This window comes from Stenotrophomonas sp. FBCC-B152 (assembly GCF_059134105.1).
Window position 1 is genome coordinate 2,023,448 of sequence record NZ_CP101442.1, and the last position, 19,499, is coordinate 2,042,946.

16 protein-coding genes and 1 pseudogene are annotated in these 19,499 nt (G+C 69.2%); 8 read left to right on the forward strand and 9 right to left on the reverse strand.

What is annotated here, in order from left to right; genetic code table 11:
* The first annotated feature begins 10 nt into the window (after nt 1–10).
* From NMB40_RS09485 to NMB40_RS09495, 3 genes are read left to right on the forward strand one after another with little or no spacing between them, the layout of a single operon-like run.
* Nucleotides 11–2,293 (forward strand): DUF802 domain-containing protein, encoded by a 2,283-nt coding sequence (locus NMB40_RS09485; protein ID WP_494360837.1) that lies wholly within the window; start codon nt 11–13, stop codon nt 2,291–2,293.
* Nucleotides 2,290–2,937: an OmpA family protein gene (locus NMB40_RS09490; RefSeq protein WP_068852349.1), complete on the forward strand. Its 648-nt coding sequence runs from the start codon at nt 2,290–2,292 to the stop codon at nt 2,935–2,937. The genes NMB40_RS09485 and NMB40_RS09490 overlap by 4 nt, the downstream gene beginning before the upstream one ends.
* Nucleotides 2,927–3,520, forward strand: coding sequence for a DUF2894 domain-containing protein (locus NMB40_RS09495; RefSeq protein WP_494360838.1), 594 nt, complete (start codon nt 2,927–2,929; stop codon nt 3,518–3,520). The genes NMB40_RS09490 and NMB40_RS09495 overlap by 11 nt, the downstream gene beginning before the upstream one ends.
* Here the strand turns inward: NMB40_RS09495 and NMB40_RS09500 are convergent.
* The 7 genes from NMB40_RS09500 to NMB40_RS09530 are packed head-to-tail and all read right to left on the reverse strand — an operon-like array spanning nt 3,517 to nt 13,128.
* Nucleotides 3,517–4,278 (reverse strand): 2,3-dihydro-2,3-dihydroxybenzoate dehydrogenase, encoded by a 762-nt coding sequence (locus NMB40_RS09500; RefSeq protein ID WP_494360839.1) that lies wholly within the window; start codon nt 4,276–4,278, stop codon nt 3,517–3,519. The two genes, NMB40_RS09495 and NMB40_RS09500, sit on opposite strands and share 4 nt — an antisense overlap.
* On the reverse strand, nt 4,275–8,195 hold the full coding sequence (locus tag NMB40_RS09505) for an amino acid adenylation domain-containing protein (RefSeq protein ID WP_494360840.1): 3,921 nt from the start codon (nt 8,193–8,195) through the stop codon (nt 4,275–4,277). The genes NMB40_RS09500 and NMB40_RS09505 overlap by 4 nt, the downstream gene beginning before the upstream one ends.
* On the reverse strand, nt 8,192–8,458 hold the full coding sequence (locus tag NMB40_RS09510) for a phosphopantetheine-binding protein (RefSeq protein WP_494360841.1): 267 nt from the start codon (nt 8,456–8,458) through the stop codon (nt 8,192–8,194). The genes NMB40_RS09505 and NMB40_RS09510 overlap by 4 nt, the downstream gene beginning before the upstream one ends.
* Nucleotides 8,455–9,090: an isochorismatase family protein gene (locus tag NMB40_RS09515; protein WP_494360842.1), complete on the reverse strand. Its 636-nt coding sequence runs from the start codon at nt 9,088–9,090 to the stop codon at nt 8,455–8,457. The genes NMB40_RS09510 and NMB40_RS09515 overlap by 4 nt, the downstream gene beginning before the upstream one ends.
* Nucleotides 9,090–10,742 (reverse strand): (2,3-dihydroxybenzoyl)adenylate synthase, encoded by a 1,653-nt coding sequence (locus NMB40_RS09520; protein ID WP_494360843.1) that lies wholly within the window; start codon nt 10,740–10,742, stop codon nt 9,090–9,092. The genes NMB40_RS09515 and NMB40_RS09520 overlap by 1 nt, the downstream gene beginning before the upstream one ends.
* Nucleotides 10,742–11,935 carry an isochorismate synthase gene (locus tag NMB40_RS09525; protein WP_494360844.1) on the reverse strand — a complete coding sequence of 398 codons (1,194 nt, stop codon included), beginning with the start codon at nt 11,933–11,935 and terminating at the stop codon, nt 10,742–10,744. Before NMB40_RS09525 ends, NMB40_RS09520 begins: the two co-directional genes overlap by 1 nt.
* Nucleotides 11,932–13,128, reverse strand: coding sequence for an MFS transporter (locus tag NMB40_RS09530; RefSeq protein WP_494360845.1), 1,197 nt, complete (start codon nt 13,126–13,128; stop codon nt 11,932–11,934). The genes NMB40_RS09525 and NMB40_RS09530 overlap by 4 nt, the downstream gene beginning before the upstream one ends.
* A 221-nt stretch (nt 13,129–13,349) precedes the next feature.
* On the opposite strand from NMB40_RS09530, the gene atpC reads away from it, so the two are divergent.
* From atpC to NMB40_RS09555, 5 genes and pseudogenes are all read left to right on the forward strand, one after another.
* Nucleotides 13,350–13,796, forward strand: coding sequence for an ATP synthase F1 subunit epsilon (gene atpC, locus NMB40_RS09535; RefSeq protein WP_494360846.1), 447 nt, complete (start codon nt 13,350–13,352; stop codon nt 13,794–13,796).
* Between the two features lie 197 nt (nt 13,797–13,993).
* Nucleotides 13,994–16,366, forward strand: coding sequence for a ribonucleoside-diphosphate reductase subunit alpha (locus tag NMB40_RS09540; RefSeq protein ID WP_494360847.1), 2,373 nt, complete (start codon nt 13,994–13,996; stop codon nt 16,364–16,366).
* A gap of 84 nt (nt 16,367–16,450) precedes the next feature.
* Nucleotides 16,451–17,491, forward strand: a complete 1,041-nt coding sequence (locus NMB40_RS09545) for a ribonucleotide-diphosphate reductase subunit beta (protein ID WP_448142870.1) — start codon at nt 16,451–16,453, stop codon at nt 17,489–17,491.
* Nucleotides 17,492–17,502: 11 nt separating this feature from the next.
* A pseudogene (locus NMB40_RS09550) lies at nt 17,503–17,937 on the forward strand (flavodoxin); the annotation flags it as partial.
* Nucleotides 17,938–17,957: 20 nt separating this feature from the next.
* Nucleotides 17,958–18,278 carry a thioredoxin family protein gene (locus NMB40_RS09555; RefSeq protein ID WP_494360848.1) on the forward strand — a complete coding sequence of 107 codons (321 nt, stop codon included), beginning with the start codon at nt 17,958–17,960 and terminating at the stop codon, nt 18,276–18,278.
* Nucleotides 18,279–18,286: 8 nt separating this feature from the next.
* On the opposite strand, the gene NMB40_RS09560 is transcribed toward NMB40_RS09555, so the two are convergent.
* Both NMB40_RS09560 and NMB40_RS09565 read right to left on the reverse strand, forming a co-directional pair.
* On the reverse strand, nt 18,287–18,592 hold the full coding sequence (locus NMB40_RS09560; RefSeq protein WP_282246662.1) for a DUF3817 domain-containing protein: 306 nt from the start codon (nt 18,590–18,592) through the stop codon (nt 18,287–18,289).
* Between the two features lie 86 nt (nt 18,593–18,678).
* Nucleotides 18,679–19,443, reverse strand: a complete 765-nt coding sequence (locus NMB40_RS09565) for an SDR family NAD(P)-dependent oxidoreductase (RefSeq protein ID WP_282246654.1) — start codon at nt 19,441–19,443, stop codon at nt 18,679–18,681.
* Between the last annotated feature and the right edge of the window lie 56 nt (nt 19,444–19,499).

The window sequence follows — 19,499 nt, forward strand, 5'->3', positions numbered from 1 at the left end:
CCGGGCTGTCATGTTCAGAACTCCTCTCTACCTCGTTGTTTTCCTCGCCGGCCTGCTGGCGGTGTGCTGGATCGGTGCCGGTTACGTGGGCAGCAACCCGGTCGGCCTGGCCGTGGCGCTGGTGATTGCCGCCTGCTATGTGGCCGGTGCCGTGGAACTGCACCGCTACCGGCAGGCGACCGCCGGGTTGGGGCTGGCGGTGGCCGAGGCGGCCACCGCGCCGGCCAGCCTGGGCGAGTGGCTGGAGAAGGTGCCGGCCGGCCTGCGCAACGCGGTGCGCCTGCGCGTGGAGGGCGAGCGCGTGGCGCTGCCGGCGCCGGTGCTGACCCCCTACCTGGTCGGCCTGCTGGTGCTGCTCGGCATGCTCGGCACCCTGCTGGGCATGATGGCCACCCTGCGCGGCACCGGGCTGGCGCTGGGCAGCGCCACCGACCTGCAGTCCATCCGCGGCTCGCTGGGCGCGCCGGTGGAAGGCCTGGCCGTGGCGTTCGGCACCTCGATTGCCGGCGTGGCCACCTCGGCCATGCTGGGCCTGCTGTCGGCGCTGTGCCGGCGCGAACGCCTGCTGGGCGTGCAGCAGCTGGATACCCGCATCGCGACCACCCTGCACGTGCATTCGCAGGCCTGGCAGCGTGCCGAAGCGTTCCGCCTGCTGCAGGCGCAGGCGGGGCTGATGCCGGCGCTGGTGGACCGCCTGGAAGCGATGAGCGCCGCGATCGAAGCGCAGAGCGGCGCGGCCGGCGAACGCCTGTCGGCCAGCCAGGACACCTTCCATGCCCGCGCCGAGGCCGCCCATGAGCGCCTGGCCGGTTCGGTGCAGGAAGCCCTGCAGGCCAGCGTCGCGCAGAGTGCGCGCGCGGTCGGCGAGGCCCTGCAGCCGATCATGGCCGAGACCATGGCCGGCATCAGCCAGCAGACCACCGCCCTGCAGGCCACCGTGGGCGATGCCGTGCGGGCGCAGCTCGACGGCCTGGCCAGCGGCTACGAAGCCAGCCGCGCCGCCACGACCGAAACATGGAACGCTGCGCTCAGCAGCCAGAAGCGGGCGCACGACACCCTGTCGGCAGAACTGCGTTCGACCCTGGCCACGCTCAGCGAACAGCACGACCAGCGCGCCGTGCAGCTGCTGGAAACCCTGGCCGCCCGTCTCGACGCCAGCGTGGATGCCTGGACCGAGGCGCAGAGCGAACAGCAGCAGCGTCATGCCGCCCTCACCCATGATCTACGCAGCACGCTTGAAGGTTTCAGCCAGCTGCAGGGCGAGCACGGTGCCCGCCTGCTCGATTCGGTGGGTACGCGTTTGGATGCCTGGGTCAACACCCTGTCCGAGCGCATGGACAGCAGCGCAAGCACCCATGCGCAGGCATGGCGCGATGCGCTGCAGGGCCAGCAGTCGGTGAATGCCGAACTGGCCGAACGCAACCAGCAGGCACTGGTGGCGGCCACCGCCAGCTTCGATGGGCATGCGCGTTCGCTGGTGGACGGCCTGCAGGCCTCGCACAGCGGCTTGCAGGACCGCCTGGAAGCGCGCGATGCGCAGCGCCTGGCCACCTGGAGCGATGCCTTCACCCAGTTGTCGGAACAGCTGGGCCAGCAGTGGGCCGACAACGGTGCCCAGGTCGCGGCCAGCCAGCAGGCGGTCTGCGAAACCCTGTCGCGTACCGCGCACGAGATCGGCACGCAGGCGCAGGCGCATGCGGCCGAGACCATCGCCGAGATCTCGCGCCTGGTCACGCTCGCTTCGGAAGCGCCCAAGGCCGCCGCCGAAGTGGTCGCCGAACTGCGCCAGAAACTCTCCGACAGCATGGTCCGCGACACCGCCATGCTCGACGAACGCACCCGCCTGCTGGCCACGCTGGAAACCCTGCTGGATGCGGTCAACCACGCCTCCACCGAGCAGCGCACCGCGGTGGACGCCCTGGTCAGCACCTCGGCCGACCTGCTGGAGCGCGTGGGCACGCAGTTCACCGACCACATCGCCGCTGAAACCGGCAAGCTCGATGGCGTGGCCGCGCAGCTCAGCGGCAGCGCGGTGGAAGTGGCCAGCCTGGCCGACGCCTTCGGCACCGCGATGCAGAGCTTCGGCACGGCCAGCACCGGGCTGGGCGAACAGCTGCAGCAGGTGGCCGGCGCACTGGATGCCTCGATGACCCGCAGCGATGAGCAGCTGGCGTATTACGTAACGCAGGCGCGTGAAGTGATCGACCTGAGCGTGCTCTCGCAGCAGCAGATCATCGAAGAACTGCAGCAGCTGGCCGGCCGCCGCCGCACCGCCGGGGCCGCCACCGCATGAGTGACGAGATCGAGCTGGAAGGCGAAACCGGCGCGCCGATCTGGGCCGCCTTCGGCGACCTGATGTCGGTGCTGCTGGGCGCGTTCGTGCTGATTTTGGTCGGCGTGGTGGCGCTGCAGCTGGAACTGTCGCATCGCCTCGATGAGGAAGTGGCGCAGCGCCAGGCCGAAGCCAAGCGGCGCCAGACCCTGGAACAGGCCCTGGCCGGCCCGCTGGCCGCCGGGCGGGTGACGCTGGTGGATGGCCGCATCGGCATCCGCGGCAGCGTGCTGTTCGCGCTCAATTCCGACCAGCTGCAGCCGGAAGGCCGCGAGCTGCTGCGCAGCCTGGCAGCGCCGCTGGCCGGGTATCTTTCATCGCGCGAAGAGATCCTGATGGTCAGCGGTTTCACTGATGACCGCCCGGTGCGCGACAGCAATCGCCAGTTCGCCGACAACTGGGAACTGTCGGCCGAGCGCGCCTTGACCGTGACCCGCACCCTGATCGCCGAAGGCGTGCCGGCCGGCTCGGTGTTCGCCGCCGCGTTCGGTGCCGAACAGCCGGTAGGTTCCAATGCGGATGAGGAAGGCCGCGCGCGCAATCGCCGTGTCGAGATGGCACCGATTCCACGCCCGAAGCCGACCGTGGCGGGCGATGGACGGTAACCGTACTGCCGCCAGCGACCGGCTCGCGCACTGGCGCGGGCAGCAGCTGGATCGCCATGATCCGGTGCAGTTCGCCTTCCTGGAAGCACTGCAGCGCCGCGCGCAGGCGGCCAGCGGTTCGCTGCGCGGCGTGCTGGACGCGCGCCTGGAGACGCTGCTGGCAGCCTACGCCGGGCGCATGGCTGCCGCGCCCGTTGCAACCGTGCCCGCGAAGCACGCCGGAACGCCGGATACGCTGGCCGCGCTGGGCCAACCGCGCGCCACGCACAACCCCGACTACCCTGCACTGCCGGCGCTGGCCGAATTCCGCAGTGCCTGGGCCGCGCTGCGCACCGCCGGACAGGTGCGGCAGACATTGGCGCAGACCCCGAGCGATGGCGGTCCGTTGAACTCCAGCGTGCTGGTCCACCGTGCCATCGGCTGGATGGGTGAGGTGTCGCCCGCCTACCTGGAGCACTTCCTGGCCTACATCGACAACCTGGCCTGGCTGGAACAGATGCAACAGCGCGGCACCCTGCCCAGCCGCGACGGCGTGCCTGGCCGCGCCCCGGCCAAGCCGCGCCGCAGCCGTACCGCGCGCTAGCCGCGCAGCGTCGCGCCGCCGTCCACGTACAGGTCGCTCATGGCGATGTGGCCGGCCTGGTCGGACAGCAGGAACATCACCGCCTGCGCGATGTCGTCCGGGGTGGCCAGCTTGCGTAACGGAATGCCGGCCTTGTAGGTCACCGGGTTGCCGTCGATGACCTGTTGCGCGCCGTGGTCATCGGCCCACATGCCGGTCTGCATCGGGGTCAGCGTCGACCCCGGCGCCACGATGTTGCAGCGGATGCCGTGCGGTGCCAGTTCCAGGCCCAGGCAGCGGGTGAACATGGTCGCCGCCGCTTTCGACGCCGCATACGCGGCCATGCCATGGCGAGGCACGCCGGCGGCGTTCGAACTCACTGTGACGATGGCACCCTGCCCGCGCGGGGTCATCACCCGCGCCAGCGCACGGCCGAGATGGAAGACGCCATCGGCGTTGACCGCGAACACGTGGTGCCACTGGGCGTCATCGATGCCGGTGACCTCCCCAACCTGCAGCACGCCGGCAACGCTGATGCCGAAGCCGATCGGGCCGAGCGTGGCTTCAATCGCTCCAACCAGTTCGTCAACCGCCGTTGAATCGGTCACGTCCAGTGGCCGCGGGTGCAGGCGCGGATTGGTCGGCAGCGCCGGCGCGGCCAGGTCGGTGGCGACCACCACGCAGCCGCTGTCCAGCAGCTGCTGGACCAGCGCGGCGCCAATGCCACCGCCGGCGCCGGTGACCAGTGCAAGTGTGTTTTCGAATCCCGTCAGCTTCATGTCCTGTCCTTCCGTTCAAGGCCGTCCCAGTGCTGCAGCCGTGCCGACAGCCATGGCGCCAGCTGCGCCACCGCATCGCGGCCGGTCAACTCGGCATGCAGGAACGGCAGCGGCAGTGCTTCCACTCGCGTTGCGTGCGCCTGCCACAGCGCAGACTGCAGGTGCGGGCGCAGCGCATGGTCATTGCCGGCACGCACGTGCACCAGCGTGCCGTCGAAGTGGCGATGGTGATGCTCGCGGATCAACCGGTTGGTGCCGGTCACCGCGCGCACCACGCCATCCAGCACGTGCCCGGGCAGGTTGCCCAGCGCGCTGTCGCTGCGGCGCAGGAACGCCACGATGCGCCCACGGCTGTCCAGCTCCGGGTGGCCCTCCGGGTCGTACCCGGCAATGGCCAACAGCGCACGCAGCGCCGCCACCGGATCCGGCTCGGGTTCCGCACGCCAGCATTCGCTGGGATAGGCATCCAGCAGGACCAGCGCGCCGACCTCACGCTGCATCGCCTGCAGCTGCACGGCGATGGCCTGGGCGATGATGCCGCCCACCGACCAGCCCAGCAGGTGCACCGGGCCCTGCGGGTGCAGCGCGAGGATACGTGCGGCGTAGTCGGCGGCCAGCGCATCGATCCCCGCAGGCAGCGGCTGTGCAGGGTCGAGTACCGGCGATTGCAGGCCATGCACATCGCGCGCCGGGTACAGCGCACGGCCAAGCTCGCGGTAGTTCCACGCGATGCCGCCCGCGGGATGGATCACGAACAGCGGCACCCGGCCCGGCTCACCGCGCGCGAGGCTGATCACCGGCGCCAGGCCGTGGTCGGTGTCCTGCAGCGGGGCGTCCAGTCGTGCTGCCAATCCTGCCACCGTTGGCGTGGCGAACACCGCACCCAGCCCCGGGTCCTGCTGCCAGCGCTGCTGGATCGCCAGCAGCAGATGCACCGCCGACAACGAATCGCCCCCCAGTGCAAAGAAGTCCGCGTCGGCCGCCGCTGGCGCCGCAAGGCCGAGCACCTGCTGGAACAGCGCCGCCAGTGCCTGTTCCGTGGGCGTCTGTGCGCTGCGGCCGGCCGCGCGGGTGTCCGGCAGTGGCAACGCGGTACGGTCGAGCTTGCCGTTGGCCGTCACCGGCCACGCCTGCACCACCACGACAGCGGCCGGCACCATGTACTCCGGCAACTGGGTGCCGAGCACGCCGCGCAGGCTGCCTGCGTCCAGTGCGTCACCGGACACGTACGCCACCAGGCGTGCCGGCATGCCCGGGTCCTGGTCGCGCAGCAGCACCTCGGCACGGGCCACGCCGGGCAGGCCGCGCAACACGGATTCGATCTCCCCCAGCTCGATGCGCAGGCCACGCAGCTTTACCTGATGGTCGCTGCGACCCAGGTATTCCAGCGCCCCGTCATCACGCCAGCGTGCCCGGTCGCCGGTGCGGTACAGGCGCCCCCCGAGGACGTGTGGATCGTCGAAGAAGCGCTCGGCCGTCAGGTCCTCGCGCCCGAGGTAACCACGCGCGAGCTGCACCCCACCGAGATACAGGTCGCCGGGCACGCCCGCCGGCAGCGCCCGAAGCCGTGCATCCAGCACGTACAGCCGCGTGTTCCAGACCGGGTGGCCAATCGGCACCGGGTCCGAACGGTCCTCGCGGGAAGCCGGCCAATAGCTGACATCCACCGCCGCCTCGGTGGGGCCGTAGAGATTGTGCAGTTCCGCATCGACACGCGCGTGGAAGCGGTCGCGCAGGCCGGCGTCCAGCGCCTCGCCACTGGTGAACACCTGCTGCAGCGGCAGGCAGCGCAGGTCCGGCACGGCCAGCCACGCATCCAGCATGGACGGCACGAAATGCAGCGTGGTGATGCGTTCGGCCACGATCAACCGGGTCAGCGCCTGCGGGTCGCGGTGCAGGCCGGGCGATGCGATCACCAGCGTGGCACCGCTGACCAGCGGCAGGAAGAACTCCCACACCGACACATCGAAGGTGGCCGGTGTCTTCTGCAGGATGCGTGCCTCCGGCCCGATCCGGTACTGGCTGCGCATCCATTCGAGACGGTTGACGATGGCGCGGTGTTCCACCACGACGCCCTTGGGCTCGCCGGTGGAGCCGGAGGTGTAGATCACGTAGGCCGCGTCACCCGGCTGCACGCTATCGGGGAGCGCCACATCGCTGCGGGTTGCCCACTGCGGCGGCGACAGCACCGGCGCGCCCGCGAAACGCTGTGCGTCGCCTGCCTCGGCCAGCACGCACTGCGGCTGCGCCGACGCCAGGATCCTGTGCAGCCGCGCATCCGGATGGTCCAGGTCCACCGGCAGGTACGCGCCCCCTGCGCGCACCACGGCCACCAGCGCGATCACCAGCGACAACGAACGCGGCAACGCTACCACCACGCGCGACTCGCGGGTGACGCCCCGTGCCTGGAGCTGCAGCGCGAGCGCCCGGCTGCGCTGTTCCAGCGCCGCGTAGCTCAATGCCTCGCCTTCAAACACCAGTGCGGTTGCGTCCGGTGAATCGGCCAACTGCCGGTTCAGCAGCGCGGCCAGCGACACATCGGCAACCGCATGCTGGGTGGCATTGACCGTGTGCAGCCAGTGCTGCGCTTCGCCAGGCGTGCACAGCGCAACGTCTGCCAGCAGGCCACCGCGTGCCTGCACGTCGAGCGCGGCCGACACGAAATGCAGCAGCCGTCGGCCATGCGCCGTGATCGCCGATGGCGTGTACTGCTGCGGGTTGGCCTCGATTTCCAGCGCCAGCGACGTCAGCGCATCCCCGCGGAAACCGAAGGTGATGTCGTCCACCGGTCCGGTGCACAGCACCTCCAGCCGCGCCGCGACCCCCTGCCACGGCAGCGGCCGGTAGAACGGCTGCACGTTCACCAAGGGCCCGTGCAGCCGATGCTGCTGGCCGCCCCAGCCCAGGTCGCGGCGGATCTGCTCGCCCCGGTAGCGGCCATGCCGGCGGCCCCGCACCAGCGCCCGCGCGGTATCGCGCACCCTGGCCTCCACGGTTTCATCGGCTTGTGCAGACACGCGCAGCGGCAGCACGTTCATCACCATCGCCGGCACCCGTGCCGAGGCGCTGCCCAGCCGCCCCATGTAGGGCACACCGACCGTCACCGCATCGCTCGCGGTCACCCGCCGGCAGTACTCGGCAGTCAACGCGGTGAGCAGGTCCGGCCACGGCTGGCCCATGGCCTGCGCAGCGGCCAGCAGCTGTTCGCGCAGCGGCGCGTTGATGGATTCGGTCAGGCGCAGCGCATCGGCCGCTGCCACTGACAGGCCACCGCCCAGCCCCTCTGCGGGTGCCGCGTCCTGCATGTAGGCCTGCCAATAGCCCGCATCGGCCACGCGGCGCTCGCCGACGCGGTACTGCGCGTCTTCGTCCAGCACCGGCCGCAGCGGCTGCAGGGCATCGGTGGTCTCGCCGGCGTAGAGCGCACACACCCGGGCACTGAACAGCGCCATGCCATAGCCATCGGTGGCCAGGTGATGCACCCGCAGGTACCACGCGAAACGCTGTGGCCCGAGCACGAACAGCCGCTGTTGGGCCAGCCGGTCGCGACCGGGGTCGACCGGCTGCAGGCGATCGGCCTGCATCGCCTCGCGCGCCGCGTGCAGCGGGTCGGCGTGGTCAGACAGATCCACCACCTGCACGCCCGGAACGTGGCTGGGGTCCAGCCACTGCCGTGGCACGCCCGCTTCGTCTTCGGCCACGCGCAGGCACAGCGCCTCGGCTTCAGCGGCGGCCGCATCGGCGGCCGCGCGGAAGCGGGCGACATCCAGCGCGCCCTCGAACCACACGACGTGCGCGGTATTGAATGTCGCGGGCGCAGGCGACAGGCGCTGCGCGTACCACAGCCCCGTCTGCGCTTCGCTCAGCGGCGACTGCTGCTGCACTGCGACCGTCGCGCTGGCCACCTGCGCGCTCATGCCCCGGCGCTGGCCCGGGCCTGCAGCTGCTGCACCACCTGCCACCAGCCGGCCAGTGTGGTGTGCTCGGCCAGGTGGCCGAACTCCAGGGCGATGCCGGTGTTGCTCCAGGCGAGCACCAGCCCCAGCACCCGCATCGAATCCAGGCCCAGGTCCATCAGGTGGTCGTCATTGCCGACCGCTTCCGGGACTTCGCCGAGCATGCCGGCCACGTCGGCGCGCATGCGTTCCAGGGTCAGGGGTGCGGTGAGGGTGTCATTCATGCCAAGCGCTCCAGCAGCTGGTCGGTGGTCATCGGCACGCCGCAGGTGCGGGCGATCCAGTGCAGCGCGTGGTCATGGTCGGCGCGAGAGAAGTCGGCCACCGCGTCGGCCGCGATGAACGCTTCGATATCGCGCTGGAACGCTTCGGCCACGGTGGCGGTGCAGCCGATGTGCGCGTACACGCCAGTGACCAGCAGCTGGTCGCGGCCGCGCGCGCGCATCATCGTCTCCAGGTTGCTGCGCTGGAAGGCGCTGTAGCGGTGCTTGACCAGCACGTGGTCGCCATCGGCAGGTGCCAGTGCATCGATGATCGCCTCGTGTTCCCGGATCGCCTGCATGCCTGGCCCCCACAGGTCCGCCTGCAGGCCGCGGTCACGCCGGTCCTGGTTGCCGCGCTGGGCGGTGTAGAACACCGGTATGCCCTGCGCCCGGCACTGCGCGAGCAGCCGGACCATGTTGGCGGTCGCCGGGGCCAGCGGCGCGGTGTCGGCGCCGAAGGCGGCCAGGAAGTAGCGCTGCATGTCGTGCACCAGCAGCGCGATGCGCCCGGCGTCTGGCTGCCATGGGCCGCGCGGCGCCGGCAGTTCGGCCGCCGTGGGCAGCGCGTAGGTGGGAATGGTGGGCAGCGCCATCAGCGCGGTTCTCCTGTCTGTTCGATATGGCGCGCGCGCAGCTGCGCACGCAGTTCGCGGCGGCTGATCTTGCCCACCGCCGTGGTGCCGAAGGCGTCCACGAACACCACCTGGTCCGGCACCTTGAAGGCGGCAAGGCCGCGGCTGCGCACCCACGCCTTCAGGCTGGCGGCGGTCGGGCGCTCGCCGCGCGTGATGACGAACGCACAGCTGCGCTCGCCCAGGTACGGATCGGGCATGGACACCACGGCGGCGTCGAAGACGCTGGCGTGGGCCAGCAGGTGGTCTTCGATTTCCTCGGCAGAGATCTTTTCGCCTGCGCGGTTGATGTGGTCGCCGGCGCGGCCCTGCACCACCAGGTAACCGCCCGGCAGCTGCTGCACCATGTCGCCGGTGCGATAGAAGCCATCCTCGGTGAACGACCGCGCATTCGCGCCGGGATCATTGTGGTAGCCGCGGATCGTGTACGGACCGCGCGTCAGCAGGTGGCCCACCTCGCCCGCTGCGACCGGGTTGCCGTGGTCGTCGACCACCAGCACTTCATCGTCGGGCGAGATCGGGCGGCCCTGGGTGTTCAGCACGCACGCCGGCGCATCGTGCAGGCGGGTGTAGTTGACCAGGCCTTCGGCCATGCCGAACACCTGCTGCAGCTTGCAGCCCAGCCCGTCGATGACGCGGCGCGCGGCTTCCGGTACCAGCTTGGCCCCGCCGACCTGCAGCACCTGCAGGCTGGACAGGTCATGCGCGGTAGTGGCCGCGGCCTGTGCCCACAGCAGCGCCAGCGGCGGCACCAGGCCCACGCAGGTCACCCGTTCGCGCGCGATCAGCGGGAACGCGGTGTCCGGGCCCGCGCCGGGGCTGAGCACCACCCGCGCGCCGGCGTACAGCGCGCCGAAGAAGCCTGGCGAACTCATCGGGAAGTTATGCGCCGCCGGCAGCGCCACCAGGTACACGCTGTCGCGCCCGATGGCGCAGATCGCGTTGCTCGCGCGGAACGAGTACAGGTAATCGTCATGGGTGCGCGGAATCAGTTTGGACAGGCCGGTGCTGCCCCCGGAGAGCTGCAGGAACGCGACCGACTGCGGGTCGGGATCCGGCGGCAGCGCGTCGGCGTCGCCGGCCAGCTCGGCAACGGCGGCGAACTCCGCGGCGTCGCCGACGATGAACACGTGGCGCAACCCTGGAATGAATGCCTGCAGCTCACGTGCGAGTGTCCGGTAGTCGAAGGCTTCATATGACGACGCGGCAATGTACGCGCTGGCTTCGGCCGTGCGCACCACGTGCGATATCTCGGTCAGGCGATGGGCCGGCAGTGCATACACCGGGATCAGCCCGGCGCGGAACAGCCCGCAGACCACGCTGACGAAGTCGACCGTGTTGCCCAGCTGCACCACCACCCGGTCACCCGGCGCCAGCCCGGCGGCCAGCAGGCCAGCACCGATGCGCCCGGCCTCCTGCCACAACTGTGCATAGGTCAGGCGGGTCTCGCCGCCGACCACGGCCACGTCGTCGGCGAACTGCGTGGCCCGCTCGCGCAGGAAACCGGGGAATGTTTCGCCACGCCAGTAACCAGCGGCGCGGTAGCGCGCGACCAGTGCCGGGGGCCAGACCTGGCGCAGCGGCACCCGCGCGGGGGCAACGACATGGTTCATCAGAGCGTCCATCCTTCCATCCGTGGGGCGGCGTCCGCGCCAAGCGCGGCCAACAGTGCCCCGAATTTCACGCCGGTCTCGGCCACTTCCGATGCCGGGTCCGACCCCGCGACGATGCCGGCGCCGGCATGGATGCGGGCCTGGTGGCCCTGCACGCGCGCGCAGCGGATCGCCACGTACCAGTCGCCATCGCCATGCGCATCCATCCAGCCCACCGCGCCCGCGTAGAAGCCGCGCTGCACCGGCTCAAGCCGGCGGATGGTGTCCAGCGCCAGTGCGGTGGGTGTACCGCACACGGCCGGCGTGGGATGCAGCGCGGCCAGCAGCGTGGCCACCGTGGTGGACGGATCGCGCAGGCGCGCTTCAATGCGTGTGCCGAGGTGCCACAACGTGGTGGTGGCATGCAGGGTCGGCTGCGGCGCCGCATCGATCCGATCGCAATACGGCCGCAGCGCCGCCACGATGGCCTCGACCACATAACGGTGTTCGTCATGGTCTTTGGCCGAGCCCAGCAGCTCCCGGGCCGCCCGGGCGTCCTCATCCGGGTCCGCGCAACGCCGGGCCGAGCCGGCCAAAGGGTGCGAGAACACCTGCGGGCCGCGACGCGACAGCAGCAGCTCCGGGCTGGCACCGACCAGCCAAGCCGGCGCATCGCTGTCGGCCACCGGCAGCGGGCACAGGTAGGTCACCGCCTCCGGGTCCTGGCCCAGCCGTGCCACCAATGCGCGCGGATCGATCGCCGCGCGGCTGTGCACGCGCAGCGTGCGGGCCAGCACCACTTTCTTCAGCGCGCCATCGCCATCGCCCAGCTCTGCCAGTGCCTGCCGCACCAAGTCCGCATACCGTGCAGCGCTCGGCTCGGCATGGATGTCGCCGTTGAATGGAAGCGCCGGCATCACGGCTTCCAGCGCACCCTGCGCCAGTGACGCGGGCTGGTACAGCGCATCGTCACCCTCGGGATCGAACGGCAGCACGCCCACCAGCAGCGCCGGTGCGCGGGATTCGCGCGCGAAGAAGGCCCGCACGCGGGCATCCAGCGTCGCGGTACCGCCGGCCGGGAGCGCAGCCTGGCAGCCACGCGCATCCAGCGTGCGCCCGGGCAGGCGCAGCAGGAACTGTTCCGCTGCTTCGCCCGCGCCGGGATCGCCCGCCAGTGCGACGCTGTCGCTGACCGTGCGCAGTGCATCGTTCATGCCGGGCGCCTCCCGTGCAGGGTAGCCACCGCCGCAAGCCCCAACAGCACCACCCCCACCAGCAGGTACGGCGCACTGGGGGTCGCGCGATACAGCAGCGTGCCCACCATCGGGCCGATCACCATCCCCAGGCCTTGTACCGAAGCCACCGCACCGGCCGCCGCGCCCTGTTCGTGCGCCTGCACCGAATCGGCGGCCAAGGCCTGGAACGAGGGGAACACGAAGCCCATGCCGAACGCCGCGAACGCATACGTGGCCAGCAGCTGCCAGGGCGCCTGCACCAGCACCACCGCTGCAAAGCCGATGCCGGAGATCAACGCACCCAGCGCGATCCAGCGGCGTGGCGGCACGGTCTTGAAGGTCATGACCAGCACCTGGGCCAGGATCAGCCCTACCCCGACCGCGGTGAGCGCCAGCCCGGCCATGCGCGCGCCGGCCGCCGGCGCCAGGTGCAGGCGGTCGATGGCGAAGAACCCCACCGTGACCTGTGCAATGGTCACCGAGATCATCGCCGCGAACACCGCCATCACCGGCAGGCGCAGCCGCGGGTCGTACCACGCCAGCGCGGCACGCGGGCCGTTGGCGGGCGCGACCGGCGGCGGCGCTGACGGCAATCGCCAGGCGATGACCAGCAGCGCGAGCACCGGCAGCAGCGCGGCCACGTACAGCGTGAGCGCGAGATTGTGGAACGCGACCCAGCCCGCTGCGGCAGGTCCGATCACCATGCCCAGCGCATTGGCGCTGCCCAGCTTGGCCATCGCGCCGGCCCGTTGCCCGGGGGCGGCTTCATCGGCCACCAGCGCCGCGGCGGTGGGCGGCACGGCCGCGTAGAACAGGCCGACCAGTGCGCGCGTGCCCACCAGCACCAGCACCGACAGCCACACCGCCGGCGGCGCCTGCAACGCGGTATCCACGAACACCGCCATCACGATATAGATCACCGCATACGCAGCCAGTGCGATCAGCAGTACACGGCGGCGCCCGATGCGGTCGCTCAGCGCGCCCCAACGCCGGGCCGACAGCATCCACAGCACGCCGGCCGCGGTAACCGACAACCCCGCGTGCCATTCGGACAGCCCCAGCATGCGCACCACCGGGCCGATCACCGCCACGAACGCCATCATCGCCATGGTGCCGACCCAGGCGGCGAAAACCAGAGCCGGCAAGCCGGATACCACGGGAGTTGAACGCATGCATCACCACGACCGATCAGGATTGGACACGCACCGCGCGTTGGCGGGCGTTCGATTGATTCGGCTTCGTCGATGCAAGGACCGGCGTGGCTATCGTTTCAAATGATAACAGCTCGCATTTAGGTTTGCGCGATCAATGGTTCCGGTGTTCATGATGGGGATCAACGCCATCTTCCGCCGACCCGACTAAGCTGCTGTCAACGTTCCACGGATGCTCCCCCATGGCGTCACCTCCCCTGCCCGCGCTGCTGGCCGACGCACAGGGCTTCTCGCTGCAGATCATCAGCCTGGCCGGTGAACTGTGGAACGGAGACGTGCGCGAGGTGAGCATGCCTGGCAGCAATGGCCGCTTCGGGGTGATGGCCCGGCACGCACCGCTGCTGGGCACGCTGCGCGAAGGCATGGTGTCGGTGTATCCGCTCAAGGCCGAACCGCCGCTGCACGTGTACGTGTCCGGTGGCTACGTGGAAGTGCAACCGGGCAAGGTGATCGTGATGGCCGACCTCGCCCTGCGCAGCGACGATCTCGACGAAGCACGCGCACGGGTGGCCGCAGAGGCCGCGCGCTCACCGATGGCCCAGGCGTTCACCGACGAGGACTACGTGCGCCTGCACGCCGAACTGATGCACCAGCGCGCCCTGCAGCTGCGCGGGCTGCCCTGGAAATAGCACCGGCAGGTGCGACAACCGGTCATCTCTGTCCGCACGCCAACACTACATATGATGTTGACGATGAGGCAGACCCACACTATGTTGTGTTCATCGGCTCCCCGCTTCCGCCAGGCCCGGTTCCTGTCCTCGTCCCTGCAGCCTTCCCCGGCCGCACGACATGACACCCCGAACGGCCCCTGGAAGATGGAACAGCCATGACCCACGACGACACCGCCACCGACACCCTCGTGTCGGCCGAGCCGGCCATTGATGCCGGCGAACCCACCCTCTGGATCACCAAGGAAGCCGGCAACCGCCGCATGCGCTTCGATCCGGCCCGGCTGGACCGCGCGCTGCGCAGCGTGCACGCCGAGTTCCCCAGCCTGGACCTGGCCGACTACCTGCGCGCGGTGCTGGCGCTGATCAACCGCCGCACCCAGCTCAGCGCCGATGATCTTGTCGACCTGCTGATCCGGGAAGCCGAATCGCGCATCGACCTGGTGGCGCCGGACTGGGAGCACTTCGCCGCCCGCCTTTACCTGCGCCGCCTGTACAAGCGCGCCAGCCGCAACCGCTTCTACGATGCCGCGCTGCGCTACGGCTCCTACGTGGGCCTGCAGGAAAGCCTGGCCGACCGCAACGTGTATTCGATCGACATCCTCAAGGCCTATTCCAAGGACGAACTGGAAGAAGCCGGGCAGATGATCGACCCGGACCGCGACCGGCTGTTCGCCTACAACGGCTTGTACCTGCTGGCCACCCGCTACCTGGCCACCGACCACTCACGGGGCGTGTTCGAACTGCCGCAGGAGCGCTGGCTGACCATCGCGCTGTACCTGATGCAGCACGAACACCTGCACGGCGAACGCTCACGGCAACGACGCATGCGGCTGGTGCGCGAGGCCTACTGGGCGCTGTCCAACCTGTACATGACGGTGGCCACGCCGACCCTGGCCAACGCCGGCAAGGTCGGTGGCCAGTTGTCATCGTGCTTCATCGACACGGTGGATGACAGCCTGCAGGGCATCTACGACTCCAACACCGACGTGGCCCGCGTCTCCAAGCATGGCGGCGGGGTCGGCGCCTACCTCGGCTACGTGCGCTCGGCCGGCGCGCCGATCCGCGGCGTCGCCAACTCGTCCGGTGGCGTGGTGCCGTGGATCAAGCAGCTCAACAACACCGCAGTCAGCGTGGACCAGCTGGGCCAGCGCAAGGGCGCCATCGCGGTGTACCTGGATGTATGGCACCGCGACATCGAGAATTTCCTGGACCTGCGCCTGAACAACGGCGACCAGCGCCTGCGCGCGCACGATGTGTTCACCTCGGTGTGCCTGCCGGACCTGTTCATGGAAGCGGTGGAACGGCGCGGCGACTGGTACCTGTTCGACCCGCACGAAGTGCACCGCATCAAGGGCTGGTACCTGCAGGACGTCCACGACGAACAGCGCGGCCACGGCAGCTTCCGCGAGCGCTATGCCGAGGTGGTGGCCGACGAGCGGATCAGCCGGCGCACGCTGAAGGCAATTGATCTGTTCAAGCGGATCATGGTCAGCCAGCTGGAAACCGGCAACCCCTTCATGTTCTACCGCGACGAGGTCAACCGGAAGAATCCGAACAAACATGCCGGCACGGTGTACTCGAGCAACCTGTGCACCGAGATCCTGCAGAACATGAGCCCCACCCGCATGATCCAGGAGATGATCAGCGGCGACCAGATCGTGACCACCCGCCAGGCCGGCGATTTCGTGGTGTGCAACCTGTCGTCGATCAACCTGGGCCGCGCGGTCACCGCCGCGCCGGACCTGCTCTCCACCGACGTGCTGGAACGGCTGGTGCCGATCCAGGTGCGCATGCTGGACAACGTGATCGACCTCAACCAGTTGCCGGTGCCGCAGGCCACCATCACCAACCGCAAGTACCGGGCCATCGGCCTGGGCACGTTCGGCTGGCACCACCTGCTGGCCCAGCAGCACATCCAGTGGGACAGCGTGCAGGCAGAGGACTACGCCGACACCCTGTACGAGCGCATCAACTACCTGTCCATCCAGGCCAGCCTGCAGCTGGCCCAGGAAAAGGGCCGCTACAGCGCCTTCGTGGGCAGTGACTGGCAGACCGGTGAGTACTTCCGCGCGCGCGGTTATGACAGCCCGGCCTGGCAGGAACTGGCCGCGCAGGTGGGCGTGCACGGGCTGCGCAACGGCTGGCTGCTGGCGGTGGCGCCGAACATGAGCACCGCGCAGATTGCCGGCTCCAGCGCCTCCATCGACCCGGTGTACGGCGCGTTCTATTACGAAGAGAAGAAGGACTTCCGGCGCCCGGTGGCCGCGCCGGGGCTGTCGCTGGAGACCTACCCGTATTACGAAAAAGGCGCGTACCGGCTGGACCAGTTCGCCAGCATCCGCCAGAACGCGCGCCGCCAGCGGCATGTGGACCAGTCGATCAGCTTCAACCTGTATGTGCCGAGCACGATCCGGGCGAGCACGCTGCTCGACCTGCACATGACCGCCTGGAAGGAAGGGTTGAAGACCACGTATTACGTGCGGTCGAACGATATCGATATTGAGGAATGCGAATGGTGTGCGTCTTGAACGGGCATTGCAGCCACGCAGGGCGTGGCTCTACGCCGATTGCAATGGACGGTGACATACCCCGTAGCCCTACCAAGGAATCACATGGCAACGCCGCTTGAACGCATCAAGATTCTTGAGCCCCGGTATCCGAACCGGTCCACCGGCATCATCAATGGCCGCACCAGCGGCATCCTGAACTGGAACGACATTCCCTACCCGTCCTTCTACCGGGCGTACAAGGAACTGTCGACCAACTTCTGGATTCCCGACGAAGTGGACATGAAGGGCGACGCGCGCCAGTACGGCGAGCTGTCGGCGCGCGAGAAGAACGCCTATGACTCGATCATCGGGCTGCTGGCCACGCTGGATTCGCCGCAGACCCGCTTCATCTACAACGTGGCCGAGTACATCACCGACCCGGCCGCGCATGCCAACGCGGCGATCATCGGCCAGCAGGAAGTGATCCACAACGAAAGCTACAGCTACGTGCTGGCCTCCATCGCGGGGCTGGCCGACCAGAACCGCGTGTTCGAACTGGCCCGCACGCATCCGACCATCCTGGCCCGCAATGCGCCGATCATGCAGTCCTACGACGACTTCATGCGCGAGAAGACCGCCGAGACGCTGATCCGTTCTTTGATCCAGTCCTCGATCCTGGAAGGCATCAACTTCTACTCCGGCTTTGCGTTCTTCTACAACCTGGTGCGCCAGAACCGGATGACCGGCACCGGCAAGATCATCAGCTTCATCAACCGCGACGAGCTGGCCCATACCAAGTTCATCAGCGAACTGATCCGCGCCATCATCGGCGAGAACGCACAGCTGCAGGGCGACCCGCTCACCGCCTACGTGCACGACGCATTCGAGCATGCCATCGCGCTGGAAACCCGCTGGACCGGCGAGGTGCTGGACGGTATCGACGGCATCGACGTGGACGAGATGATCCGCTACGTGAAGTACCGCGCCAACAAGATGGCCGGCATGCTCGGCATCGAAAAACTGTACAGCGAGTCGAACGCCAACGTGATGCCCTGGATCAAGGCCTACGCCGACAACTTCACCGAAACCAAGACCGACTTCTTCGAGATGCGCAACGCCAGCTACAAGAAGACCAATTCGGACAACGGCTTCGACGATCTGTAGGAAGCCTGCCCATGCACGCGTTGATCGCCTATGCCTCGTTGAGCGGAAACACCCGCGAAGTAGCGCGCAGCGTCGCCGCGCGCTGCAGCGCGCACGGCCACCGCGTGACGCTGCTGGATGTCGACGACGTGCGGGCCGCGGCGATCGCCGCGCAGCCGCATGACTGCCTGTTGCTGGGCTGCTGGACCGACAACGCCGGCCGCACCCCGGCGGAGATGAAGCAGTTCGCGGGCGCGCTGCGTGATGCCGCCGCCCTGCCCGATCCCGACCGCGTTGCCGTGTTCGGTACCGGCGAAACGCAGTGGGGGCTGGAGTACTACTGCGGCGCCGCGCACCGGCTGGCCCGCTTCTTCGGCTCGGTGCATCCGGTGCTGGAAATCGAACAGATGCCACACGGCCAGGCCGATGCCCTGGCCATCCACCACTGGACGGATACCGTCCTGGCTGCCACCGGAGTTCCCGCCCCATGCTGACCCTGCACGCCGACACCCCCGCGCACTACCACGCCGCCATCGCCCGCCACCCCGCGCTGCTGGTGGACTACCACAAGGACAACTGCCCGGGCTGCCGGATGCTGGACATGTCGTTGGCCGCCGTCGCCGCCGCGCCAGAGGCCGAGGGCCTGGTGCTGCTCAAGGTCAGGCTGGAAGCCGTGGGCGAGCCGCTGTTCCGCGAACTGGGCCTGCGCCAGACCCCGACCCTGAGCCTGGTGCGCGATGGCCGCGAAATCGCGCGGTTGCCGGGTTTCCAGTCGCCCGACGTGATCCGCGACCTGCTCGCCGGATAAGGAGAGCGTCAGCGCGCCGCCAGCAACCCGCGCCGCTTGAACCACCACTCCAGCGGCAGCGTCACCAGCGGCGGGATCGCCGCCAGCAGCGCCAGGCCGGCGGCCCACCACGGCCAGCGCAGCTTCACCGCCGCCAGCACGGTGACCACCACGTAGACCATGAAGGCCACGCCATGCACCGGCCCGAACAGCGCCACGCCGGCGGTGGTCGGCTCGGCGGCGTGGTACTTCAGGTACATGCCGACCAGCAGCCCGGCCCAGGTAAACGCCTCGAACAAGGCGACAACGGCAAACACACGACCCATCGGGTGCATCGGTACGGAAGCGCGCAAGACAATCTCTGCTGGGGCGACAAGGCCGCCCATCATACCGGCTTGGCGCGAATGCGACGCTTTCGCACTCAGACGAACATGCCGCCCGACGCCTCCACCCGCTGCGCGTTGATCCAGCCCGTACGCGGCGACAGCAGCGCGGCGACGACCGGCCCGATATCGTCCGGCTGGCCGGCGCGACCCAGCGCGGTGTTGCCGGCCACCATCGCGTTGATGTCGGCGTTGTCACGCACATGCCCGCCGCCGAAGTCGGTTTCGATCGCGCCCGGTGCCAGCGTGTTGGCACTGATCCCGCGCGCGCCCAGTTCCTTGGCCAGGTAGCGGCTGAACACCTCGATGCCACCCTTCATCATCGCGTAGGCCGAACTGCCCGGCAGCGAGAAGCGGGCCAGGCCACTGGACACGTTGAGGATGCGGCCGCCATCGGCAATCAGCGGCAGCAGTGCCTGGGTGAGGAAGTACGGGCCCTTCAGGTGCACGGCAACCAGTTCGTCGAACTGGGCCGGGGTGGTGTCGGCGAAACCGGCGTACAGGCCTTCGCCGGCGTTGTTGAACAGCCCCTGCAGGCCGGTCGCGCCCCAGGCCTGGAGTTGCGCCTGCACGGCCGTAGCGAAGCCGGCAAAGCCGGCGCTGTCGGCCATGTCCAGCGGCAGCGCGGCGGCGCGCCGGCCCAGCGCCTGGATCTGCGCGACCACGGCGTCGGCCGCATCGGCCCGGCTGCGGTAGGTCAGGAGGATGTCGGCGCCGTCGGCAGCCAGGGCCAGGGCGGCGTTGCGGCCAAGGCCACGGCTGCCGCCGGTGATCAGCACGACGCGGGAAGTGGAGAGGGACATGGGGTGCTCCTGGATGAGGTGTGACGCCAGACTATTGGCATTGCGAAATCACATAA